Below are 11006 nucleotides of genomic sequence, written 5' to 3' on the forward strand. Positions count from 1 at the left end.
GAATAATAAGTATAAGGTGTAGGCCGTTTGCGAAAATAAGTCTTTATAACGAGAAACAACTCATTTTTTTCTTAAAACACGCAAAACAATAGTTTATCCTTAATCTATAACTGGTAGTAAAGGAAACTCCATGCCTGGCTCGCATAATAAAGCGCAATTACCTGCGAATCCAACTCTTAAAGAGATAAACTGGTATAAAAAACAAATAAACTGGGGCGAGCTGCCGCCTTTTTATCATATGGTGGCATCATCGGTTAGCGAATCTGAAGGGATTTTAGACCACGGTTTTGATAATGCCATTAAACAATTAATTGATCCACGCAACTGGAACCTTGATTTATTAGGTGGTCATGAAACCGACATGGGCGAAATTGTTTGTAAGCAAAAACCGCGCATTGCTTTGCATCAAAGCTTTACGGACCGAGGTTTCGAATTATGGGCCTACCCTTATGCTAAAGATGTTATGGTAGACCAATACATCAAAGACAATCGCTTTATGGAGTTTAAGGTGTGGGACCCGCACACCATGAAAAACCTTATTCGCTTTAACCAGCTTCATAAATTCATCGCTTTTTACTTTGAAAGAGGCGATAAAGCTGACAAAGCTTTAATTCTTCATGCCCATAAAGTAGCGCATAAAATCATAACTTTTTTACAACGAGAGTTGAACGTTGTTAAGCTAGATGGAGTCACAATAAAAGATTTCTATCAATTGTGCGAAAAAGACAGCCGAGCATGCAGCGACGAAATAGACTTAGCAAAAGTCATGTTAGGTGAGCAAATCAACAAGGAATAAGATGCGACTAAAATCAGCCTTTATTACACTGTGCAGTGCATTACTGACGTTTTCAATACTGCATAGTGAGCCGTTGAAGGCACAAACAAACTTTAAGCTGCCCGATTTAGGGACCTCAGCTTTACAGGCTTTGCCGATTGAAAAAGAGCAAGCGATCGGTGAAGTGATGATGATGCAAATTCGTGGCTCATCACCCGTTGTAAGTGATCCTGTTCTTGATGAGTACCTGACCACTTTGGGCCGTCGTTTAGTCGGAAACGCCAACGATGTGCGTTTCCCATTTTCATTTTTCTGGTTAAACAACGCTGAAATTAATGCTTTTGCCTTTTATGGTGGCCATGTGGGTGTGCATACGGGTCTTATCGCACAAGCCGATAACGAAAGCCAATTTGCCTCAGTACTTGGGCACGAAATAGCTCACGTAACACAGCGCCATTTAGCCCGCCGTATTCAACAGCAGCAAGATAACAGCGCGTTAACTATAGCAGGTATGATTGCGGGTATTTTAGCTACCGTTGTTGCACCTGACGCTGGTATTGCAATTATCTCAGCAAACCAGACACAAGCGGCGTTTAGTCAATTAACTCATAGTCGTGCTGCAGAACAAGAGGCAGACCGTATTGGTATGCAGACCTTAAATAATGCAGGGTTTGATCCTCGCCAATCGAGTGAGTTTTTAACTAAACTTGCTGCACAAATTCGCTACAAGTATAAGCCGCCAGCCTTTTTGCTAACTCACCCATTGCCTGAAAGCCGTGTTTCTGATGTACGCTTACGTGCCGAGCAGTATCCAAAACGACACTACTCCGATAGCCTAGAGTTTAACCTAGCTAAGAGCCGTGTAATTGCTCGATATCAGCAAAAGTCAAAAGCTGCAGAAGATTTATTTCGTAAATTAATGCGTGAAAATACCGTTCATAACGACACTGCACTTAAATATGGCTTGGGTATTAGCTTGTTGGACCAAAAAAAACTTGATGAAGCAGCCAGCATTTTGAATCCATTGCTTGAGCAAGATCCAAAGAACTTATTTTATATTGATACCCACACAGACTTACTCATTGCGCAAGGTAAAGCGAATGAAGCAGTAGAGTTTTTAGCTAAGCTAGATATCGATAGACCAAACAATCAGGTGATTGCCTTAAACTATGCAAATGCCGCTATTGAAGCTAAACAATTTGACCTTGCTGAACGTATCTTAAAATCTTATTTATTAGCAAAACCTGAGAACAATCTTGCCAAAGAGCTCATTGCTGATGTCTATAAAAAGCAAGAAAATATGGCTTCCTACCATGAAGCGCATGCCGATGTGCTTGCCCAATATGGCGCTTATTTAAAAGCAGCTGATGAAATTCAAAAAGCACTAAACTTTGTTGAGCCTGAAGAGCTAGTTAAACAACAACGTTTAAAAGCCCTACTTACACAATACCGCCAATTACAAAAAGAGCTTGCGAGACTTTAAGTCTCGCGGCGCTTGCCCTAAAATAAGCCAAATTATTAAATGTGAGAACACACTATGTCTGTGACTATTTATCATAATCCACGTTGTTCAAAATCGCGTGAAACACTTACCCTATTAGAAAGTAATAACGTACAACCAAGTGTTGTTGAATACCTAAAAACACCGCTTAATGAACAACAAATCTCGACTTTAATTAGCCAACTGGGCTTTACTTCAGCGCGTGAATTAATGCGTACTAAAGAAGACATCTACAAAGAGCTTGAGCTTAAAAACGAACAAAACGAAGACAAATTAATTGCTGCAATGGCTGCCAATCCAAAACTAATCGAGCGCCCAATTGTTGAAAATAACGGCAAAGCTGCTCTAGGTCGTCCACCAGAAAACGTATTAAGCGTACTTTAATGGCTATAAACATTGTTGTGCTATACCACTCAAGCCATGGCTCTGTAGAAGCAATGGCACATGAGATAGCCGAGTCGATTGAGCAACACGGTGCAACCGCCTTATTGCGCACGTTTGTTAAGCGCCAGCCACACGATATTGTGATCAGCAAAGATGATCTAATTAATTGTGATGGCTTAGCCTTTGGCACCCCTACTCGATTTGGCATGATGGCCTCACAAGCTAAGAGCTTTTGGGAGACCACCAGTGATCTGTGGCTTAAAGGTCAGCTGATAGATAAACCTGCTTGCGTTTTTTCGTCATCAAGCAGTATGCACGGTGGTAACGAAGCTACCTTGTTGAATCTATCACTGCCGTTGTTACATCACGGCATGATGTTGCTTGGCGTGCCTTATGAGGTACCTGAGTTATTAGCAACTGAAACCGGCGGTACGCCGTACGGCGCGAGTCATGTGGCCGGTAGCAATAACAGCAATGTGTTAAGTAAAGACGAAATTAAAATTTGCCAAAGCGTTGGAAAACGCTTAGCACTGATTGCGAGTAAATTAAAATGAGCTTGGAACCTGAGCTAAATCAGCCTGTTGCCAAAAAACCAATTACAAAACGATTCCAACGTTTTGCACTGATTGGTTATATCGGCTTATTAGTTTTAATGCCAATTTGGCTGTTTTTAATTGCCCCAAGAGAAGGCCACAGTAACGCCTTTATCTTTGTTGTTTATATACTGCCTCTACTGTTACCGCTTAAGGGCATTATTCAAGATAAGCCTTATACCTACGCTTGGGCGAACTTTATCGTGATGTTCTATTTCATCCATGGTTTTACATTACTGTGGGTCGCACAAGAACAGCTAATTTGGGTATTACTTGAGTTAATCTTTGCGAGTCTGATGTTTATTGGCTGCACTTATTATGCTCGCCATCGCGGACAAGAGCTTGGCCTTAAGATACGCAAATTAAAAGAAGAGCTGGCCGAAGAAAAAGCCGCTCATGAACACGATAAATAATACCGATTCGTTTATCAAAAAATGAAACAAAAACGGCAACCTAGGTTGCCGTTTTTTTCATGTCACTTTATATAGTTTTTATGCGTTCACACCAACTCTGCTAAGGTGGCTAGTGCGACAATACTTGCCAGACCCACTTGACCAATTAAGCTAAATAATGAGAACAGCCTTAAAATAAACAGCCCCCATGGATGGCGAATATGCGGGTAAAGCGCACAGCGTTTCAAGCTTGTGGCAAAGAAAAAGCATAAGATCGAAACCAACGTAAAGCTCAGCGTTAACTCACTTTTAATAGCAATGCTATCGTCAAAAAAGAAGAACAACTGCACAGGTAGTAACACAGTTACAATCGCATGTAGTAAGTGCACTTTTTTAACGCGATCAAACTGCCCTTCTGGCGAAAGCTCTTTAATGCCAAAGTCATGCTCAAGGCACTTTACTAAGTTATCCGCTTTAATGCTAACTGCTAGTCTGTAGCAACTTAGACCGTCGTTGTTACGGACTCTAAAGTCATAGCCCGCTTTTAAAAGCAACACCAGTAAAGGTCCATTCTCGGCTAATACAGCGTAATGTAATGCTGTATTCCCTTTGTTGTCTTGGGCCTTCTTATCTTGATGTTCAAGTATTGTCTCAACAACATTCACATAGCCTTTTTCAGTAGCCCACATAAACGCTGTTTTACCGTTTTCGTCAGCTAAAGCACCTGTTGCGCCTTGCTCAATGAAACGCTTTGCCATGGTTTGTTTAGCATTTTCGTGGCTTAAGTGGGCAAGTAAAGCTTGTTCAAGTAACGATGCTGAATCAACATCAGGTGATACAAGTTTTAGTAAGGTGAAGTAATCTTCACCGTGAGCAACTTTTTCAGCCGCAAGCGCTGTTAATGGCTCAAGATCAGCCACAGAATCTGGAATAAAACCACTAAAACGCTCTCTAAAGTCAACTTCGGTCCACAGCTCTAATACATCGTCCGCAGACATTTTCGCACCGTGATTAAGTACATGCTCAATCACAGTAAAATAGCGACGATTGAATAACTGATGGATGAGAGTTATAGGGGTTTTAACGGCCGATTGAGCAAATGCGCTAGCGTACTTCTCTAAGCGCTGGCATAACATTAAAACAAGACTTTCAGGGGTGTAGTCGTTTTCTAAGAAATGCGTTTTCATAGCATTAATATAATGCAACGCAGCTTCATCAAACTCAGAAATATGTTGGAAATAACACTCTTCAAACGGTTCAAGAGGAGTCAACCAAGTAAGGTAGTAAATAGGCGGAAGAACCGTCGTACACACACCGTCATCTTCATTAGTAGAACGACATGCCGGCCAAGCTTCTAAAGCATCTAAAATATAGGCCCCGTTTTGCTCAGCTAATCCTTTGATTAGTAACGGGTATTCCTTTGGCCAAATCAGTACATTTTCCATTAAAAAAACACAACTCCGCTGCACATTATTCGATGTCTTATTAAGCAACTAGTTATAGCAAAATTTAACTGACAGTTTGCTTAATATTGCGACCAATAACACAGTATCTGAACAGATACTTTGGTAAACAAGAAAAGTAGCATGATTCTACCACAGAGGGTTACAGGTGCTAGCGCAAAGTAGGTGATTTTTAAAGAAAATAGAAAAGCAGCGGCACATGGACGGTACTCACTGCTTGGTTGGAGACTGAAAGTAGCTAAAATGCTCGATGAGGTGAAGGTAATCGAGCTTTAAGATAACTTACTTACTTGCTAATTCGTGTGTCACTTCATCAATGCCAACTTGGCTGATGCGCTGTAAAACTTCTTTTTGCTTCGCGCTTAACAGTGAAATGCCTTCAGCAACAATATCGTATACTTTCCACTGCTTATCTTTGCCTTGGCGTAATTTAAAGTGCAAATCGATGGCTGGCGCATTGTCATCAACAATTTGCGTTTTAACTGTTGCATAACCATCGTCGATGAGTTGTGATTGATCAAAAATAACTTTTTGGCCTGTGTATTTCATTAGTGCGCCGGCATAAGTTACTGTTAAGTAATGCTCAACCGCAGCAATAAAATCAACGGCTTGGTCACGGCGTAGGCCTTTAATGTGCTTACCTAAAAGCTTATACGATACAAACTTAATATCCATGTGCGGCAATAAGCGTTTTTCTACAATGTTCGCCATTGCTTCTGAGCTTGCATCGCCTTTTGCATTTACATTTGCGATATCAACAAATAAATCTGCTGTGACTGATTCTAATAGTTGCTTAGGCGAGCGGTCTTCACTGGCAAAAGCAGTTGCAGTAAAAAACGCAGCTATAAGCAAAAATGAGTTAACTAGTTTGGTCATCGTGTTCACCTCTCAACGAAAATTTTCGCTAATATACCGATATTAAATCCATAAAAAAAGAAACAATCCGACACCGTTTTAATGCCAATTAAGCACCAATCGATTTTTCCCATAGTTTTCAGTTAATTGCTAAAAAATATGAGAATGTGCACAGCTTCTGTGTTTTTACGCACATTGAAAAGTTCTTACCTCCGCCCTTATCTACTTGCTCACAGTCATAACCAGAAGTACCGAGATGAAACTAAAACACCCACTAAAAGCACTTATGTTAAGTGTAGCCGCCCTACTAGCAACACCAACTTATGCTGCTTCAAACCATGGCTATGCCGTTGATTACATTCAAGGTGAAGGGGATGTAAAAGGCTTAAAACTGGCCTACCAGTACCATATACCCAATGAAAAGCTGCCCTTTCAACACGCCCGTTTGTACTTCGAGTCTAGTTTTAATATTTGGCAGTATGGCAAAGACAACAAACATCAAACTAATATCGTGTTAGCTATGTCTCCGGTGATCCAATACCCTGTATTTAATGTGAAAAACATGCCTGTTTATGTGGAGTTTGGGATCGGGGTTTCACTGTTAGATGACACCCATTTTGCAGGTAAAAACGTTAGTACTCACTATCAGTTTGAGGATAGGTTGGGTTTGGTTGCAGACCTAGGTGAAGACTCAACCTTAGCTCTTAGGTATTTACATTACTCAAATGCGGGGTTCAAAAGCCCTAACCCTGGCCTTGATTTTATTTCACTGTCTTATGCAAGACGATTTTAAGTGCTACTATATCGCTGTGTATATCGGCAGGATTTCAAGATGGAAACTTGGCAAATTATAGCCATTGTTGTTGCCGTATTTGGTGTAGTAATTGGTAACCTTATGTTGCTAAAACATGCAGCAAAAATGGACTTCAAAGTGCCTAAAAGCGATGTTAATGAAGATAAAAAAAGCCCTGATGAATAATCAGGGCTTTTCTTTTATAGACTTCAGCTTAGTTTACACTAACCAATGTGCCATTAAGACAATCACCGGTAATGTTACTAAGGTTCTTAAAATAAAGATGAAGAACAACTCGATAATATTAACCGGGATTTTGCTACCTAAAAGCAGTGCACCTACTTCCGACATATAAATCAATTGCGTCACACTCATTGCAGCAACGATAAAGCGTGTTACATCACTTTCGATACTACCAGCGGCAAGAATCGACGGAATAAACATATCAGCAAAGCCAACCATAATTGTTTGTGCGGCAGCTTCAGCTTCTGGTACTTGTAATAGCTCTAAGAATGGTACAAACGGCTTGCCCATATACTCAAAAATTGGCGTATATTCAGCAATAATCAAGGCAAATGTGCCTACAGCCATAACCACAGGTAATACTGCAAATACCATATCAAATGCGTTATGTAAGCCTTCTTTTACTGTACCAGCAAAGCCCGGTGCAGTGCGTGCTTTAGCAAGCGCCACATCAAGTGAATGAGAAACTAATGTTTTACCTTCAGGCACTGACTCTGCGTCTTTATCAGGCTCTGTTCCATCTACATAGAGATCTTTTTTAAAGCGTAGCGGTGGTAAACGAGGCACAATTAGCGCTGCGGCTAAACCAGCTAAACACACTGTTAAGTAAAACGGTGCAAAAAGGTGCTCAAGCTTTACTTGACCAATCACAACTAAACAAAAGGTAATTGATACAGCTGAGAAAGTGGTACCAATAATGGCCGCTTCGCGCTGCGTATAATGTTTATCTTCATACTGACGAGCGGTCATCAAAATACCCACACTGCCATCACCTAACCAAGATGCTACACAGTTAACCGCACTTCGGCCTGGCACACCAAAAAGTGGGCGCATAACTTTAGTTAATAAGGTACCGACTAGCTCTAACAAGCCGAAGTTTAATAATAATGGTAATAGTAAGCCCGCTAAAACAAACACAGAAAACAATACTGGCAACAAGTCGTTTAACACCAGTGCACCGGTATTACCGGAAATAATCATTTCTGGCCCTTGTTTAGTGTAGGTCAGAACGATAAAAACCATACCCAGTAATCGAACACTCAGCCACAGCCAACTAACATCAAATAAATGTTTAATTATAAAGAACTTAAGTAATGGCTGCGGTTTAAACAACTTTATCACTAAAGATAAAATACCGGTGATACAAACAATGCTGGTAATTAAACCCAGTGCAAATGGGCCAATCCACTCTTGCACTGCTTTTGCCATAACAGCAATCGGAATGGTCATTGCTTCACCTATGGGTACCGGCGTCATAAACAAGAAGACACCTATAAGTGAAGGAACGAAAAAGGTAAACAAGGTTCGCAAGTCACTGCGATTTGCTGTGTTTAAGTTAGACATATTTTCAACCTGTAAAAACCACAAAAAGAGCGGCTAAGCTCTTTTTGTGGTGGTTTTGACTTTTTTAATTATTAAATATTGATACCGCGCTGACGCAGTGCATTTTCTAATGCTTGCTGGAGGTCATTCATTGTACCAGGCTCTAATGTCGAACCTTCAGAGTCCATCCAAGTTAAACTTGTGCCGCCATCATTGGTGCGGCTAACAAGAATTTGGTATTGGCCATCTTCAATCGGAAGTTCAGATAATTCTTCGCCCCAAATTGAATCCCATACGCTTGACTCAGGCTTTTTGTAATCAGCCGTGATCAAACCACGCTCTTGGTCAATCTCTACGATAGTGAAAGATAAGCGCTCTAAGAAACCTGAGAAACGATCAAACACCATGTTGTAATCTTGCTCTGTAACCAATGCCGCATTACCTTTGTTATCAAAGCCCATTTCTAATGAAATAATGCCTTGTTGTTTACGCATATCAACTTCAAGTTGACGGTAACGATAATCAAACTCAGCAATCACTTGGTTTAATGCACGAACTTCAAGCTGTTGTTGTAGTAACGGTGTTAACGGTACTGAGTCACTTTTATAATCAGCAAGCTTAGAGGTTAACGAAGCTGTACGCTGATGCGACTTTTCTTCAATTGTGAAGATAAAGCGCTGCTGTGATACTTCAGTTTCAGTTTCCCAGAACCAACCTTCTTCAGGTTTAATAATGGCATACCAACCTGTTTCAATTGAATTAGAGGCTTTGTCTTCTTTTAAAGCGGCGGTATTTTTTTCTGCTAGAACAGCTTTAATAGAGTCCCAGATAAATACATCTAAATCTTCGATACCATCGTTTTTATCAAAGTAGACACGTGCTTCTGTGTCACCTTCTTCAACCCAAGTACCTTGAGCAATGGTAATTACTTGCGCTGGCGGACGATAGTTTTTAGCTTCAGGATTGTTGTCGTATTGCGCAACATCCATTTTATAAGTTGGATCTTGAGCTGGTTGCGCTAATCCTGCTGGAGCTTTCACCGCTTCATTAGCACGATAATTGCGTTTGTGGTGCGCTTCATCGGTAAAAACACCGCACCCTGTTAAACTTACCATTACGCTTACAGCAAGCGCCTTTGAGATCCAATACTGCACAGATATTTCTCCTTAGCAAACCCTTAATTTTTTTAACAAATATATGAGTGGGTAATGCCGATTTGGTTCACTGTAAAATCACTTTTAACTTTACATTTATTGTTTTTATGCAAAAAACCCGAATAGATTGGGCTAGCGTAACGTATTTGATTGCTTATCGCCTTGCAAAATTTTAACTATGGTACTTTCTGATGCCCCTAAAAACAAGAAAGAGCGCACTTTATTCACGGCTTAATTAATCGCCGCTATCGTTAACGGAGCAAATTATGTTAAACTTCGCCGCCGTGCGGTATTAAACTCACGTGAAATCAAAGCTTATTTAAGCTTATATCCATTGGTATTGTTATTTACTAGGTATTTAAAATTCCATGACTGCTTTTACAAATCATCAGATAGTGCTCACTGCGATTGGCGAAGATAGACCCGGTATCGTTAGCGAATTAACTCAGTTAGTGAGTGATTGCCATTGCAATATAATTGACAGTCGCATTGCTATTTTGGGCAACGAATTTACCTTTATCATGCTATTAGCAGGTGATATGTCGGCAATTAGCCGTATTGAACATACATTGCCAACTAAAGGTATGGAGCTTGGTCTTTTAACCATGATGAAACGCACAGCAAGTCATGTTGCATGTGAATTTTGTGCCGGTTACACCCTCGAATACACAGGTATTGATACACCAGGAACATTAAGTAAAGTTACGCGCTTTTTTGCTGATAACAACATCAGCATTTGTTCTCTCAAGTCAGACACTTACGATGAAGATGACGAGCTTAAAATGCGCTGCGAACTCGAGTTTAATATTCCTGTTGAAGTCGATATTGATAACTTTAAAGTGAGCTTTGAAGATCTTTCTCGTAGTTTGAACGTAGATTATATTTTCAGACGCATTCGCTAAGGAGCAAAGCATGAAAACAATTAATCCATTACAAGCAGGTGATACAGCCCCTGCTTTTAGCTTACAAAATCAGAATGACGAAACTATCGTGCTAGCTGATCTTTTAAAAGAGCAGCAAGTACTGGTTTATTTCTACCCTAAAGCGTCAACACCAGGTTGTACTGTACAAGCAGAGAACTTACGTGATGAAAAAGCTGAGCTTGCTAAATTTAACACGCGTGTTGTGGGTATCAGCCCAGATCCAATCAAGCGTTTAAAGAATTTTGAAACCAAAAAAGAGCTTAACTTTGATTTACTAGCCGACGAAGATCACGCAATTGCTGATGCTTTTGGTATTTGGGGTTACAAGAAGTTTATGGGTAAAGAATACGAAGGAATTCATCGTATTAGCTTCCTTGTAGGCCAAGACGGTAAAATCAAACACGTGTTTGATAAGTTCAAAACCAAAGACCATCATCAGGTGGTGTTGGACTATTTAGCGCAGAATTGATAGTTACGAGTTACGAGTTACGAGTTACGAGTTACGAGTTACGAGTTACGAGTTACGAGAACATAGTAAAAAAGCGTTGCCATTGTGCAACGCTTTTTTGTTTTTAAGGCCACTGACTCAATTGACAAACTTATATAA

13 protein-coding genes are annotated in these 11006 nt (G+C 40.3%); 9 read left to right on the forward strand and 4 right to left on the reverse strand.

Going from position 1 to position 11006, the window contains the following annotated elements:
• Positions 1–130 precede the first annotated feature (130 nt).
• From L1D51_RS18090 to L1D51_RS18110, 5 genes are read left to right on the forward strand one after another with little or no spacing between them, the layout of a single operon-like run.
• Positions 131–796 carry a hypothetical protein gene (locus L1D51_RS18090; RefSeq protein ID WP_054563604.1) on the forward strand — a complete coding sequence of 222 codons (666 nt, stop codon included), beginning with the start codon at positions 131–133 and terminating at the stop codon, positions 794–796.
• A gap of 1 nt (position 797) precedes the next feature.
• Positions 798–2258, forward strand: coding sequence for a beta-barrel assembly-enhancing protease (gene bepA / locus L1D51_RS18095; RefSeq protein WP_239964439.1), 1461 nt, complete (start codon positions 798–800; stop codon positions 2256–2258).
• A 54-nt stretch (positions 2259–2312) separates the two neighbouring features.
• Positions 2313–2660, forward strand: a complete 348-nt coding sequence (gene arsC, locus L1D51_RS18100; RefSeq protein ID WP_239964440.1) for an arsenate reductase (glutaredoxin) — start codon at positions 2313–2315, stop codon at positions 2658–2660.
• The gene (wrbA, locus tag L1D51_RS18105; protein WP_054563601.1) at positions 2660–3214 is read left to right on the forward strand and encodes an NAD(P)H:quinone oxidoreductase; all 555 of its coding nucleotides are present in this window, start codon (positions 2660–2662) and stop codon (positions 3212–3214) included. The genes arsC and wrbA overlap by 1 nt, the downstream gene beginning before the upstream one ends.
• Positions 3211–3666, forward strand: coding sequence for a DUF2069 domain-containing protein (locus L1D51_RS18110; RefSeq protein ID WP_054563600.1), 456 nt, complete (start codon positions 3211–3213; stop codon positions 3664–3666). Before wrbA ends, L1D51_RS18110 begins: the two co-directional genes overlap by 4 nt.
• 86 nt (positions 3667–3752) lie before the next feature.
• Here L1D51_RS18110 and L1D51_RS18115 read toward each other — a convergent pair whose 3' ends face one another.
• Together L1D51_RS18115 and L1D51_RS18120 are read right to left on the reverse strand one after the other, a co-directional pair.
• Complete coding sequence (locus L1D51_RS18115) at positions 3753–5090, reverse strand: ankyrin repeat domain-containing protein (RefSeq protein WP_054563599.1); 1338 nt, start codon at positions 5088–5090, stop codon at positions 3753–3755.
• Between the two features lie 300 nt (positions 5091–5390).
• The gene (locus tag L1D51_RS18120) at positions 5391–5984 is read right to left on the reverse strand and encodes an MlaC/ttg2D family ABC transporter substrate-binding protein (protein WP_239964441.1); all 594 of its coding nucleotides are present in this window, start codon (positions 5982–5984) and stop codon (positions 5391–5393) included.
• A gap of 235 nt (positions 5985–6219) precedes the next feature.
• Here L1D51_RS18120 and L1D51_RS18125 point away from each other — a divergent pair, with 235 nt between their 5' ends.
• Complete coding sequence (locus tag L1D51_RS18125; RefSeq protein WP_054563597.1) at positions 6220–6756, forward strand: acyloxyacyl hydrolase; 537 nt, start codon at positions 6220–6222, stop codon at positions 6754–6756.
• A 39-nt stretch (positions 6757–6795) separates the two neighbouring features.
• A complete protein-coding gene (locus L1D51_RS18130; RefSeq protein ID WP_082401729.1) occupies positions 6796–6942 on the forward strand; it encodes a DUF2897 family protein in 147 nt (48 codons plus the stop codon).
• A gap of 33 nt (positions 6943–6975) precedes the next feature.
• On the opposite strand, the gene L1D51_RS18135 is transcribed toward L1D51_RS18130, so the two are convergent.
• Both L1D51_RS18135 and bamC read right to left on the reverse strand, forming a co-directional pair.
• Entirely contained in the window at positions 6976–8343 is a 1368-nt protein-coding gene (locus L1D51_RS18135) for a YjiH family protein (RefSeq protein WP_054563596.1), read from the reverse strand.
• A gap of 71 nt (positions 8344–8414) precedes the next feature.
• Positions 8415–9476 (reverse strand): NlpB/DapX family lipoprotein, encoded by a 1062-nt coding sequence (bamC, locus tag L1D51_RS18140; RefSeq protein ID WP_058586243.1) that lies wholly within the window; start codon positions 9474–9476, stop codon positions 8415–8417.
• Between the two features lie 368 nt (positions 9477–9844).
• Between bamC and L1D51_RS18145 the strand changes: the two genes are divergently transcribed.
• Both L1D51_RS18145 and bcp read left to right on the forward strand, forming a co-directional pair.
• The gene (locus L1D51_RS18145) at positions 9845–10378 is read left to right on the forward strand and encodes a glycine cleavage system transcriptional repressor (RefSeq protein WP_054553746.1); all 534 of its coding nucleotides are present in this window, start codon (positions 9845–9847) and stop codon (positions 10376–10378) included.
• 10 nt (positions 10379–10388) lie between these two features.
• Positions 10389–10868, forward strand: a complete 480-nt coding sequence (gene bcp, locus L1D51_RS18150; RefSeq protein WP_054563594.1) for a thioredoxin-dependent thiol peroxidase — start codon at positions 10389–10391, stop codon at positions 10866–10868.
• Positions 10869–11006 lie beyond the last annotated feature (138 nt).

The organism is Pseudoalteromonas shioyasakiensis, assembly GCF_022398475.1.
Classification (GTDB): Bacteria; Pseudomonadota; Gammaproteobacteria; order Enterobacterales; family Alteromonadaceae; genus Pseudoalteromonas.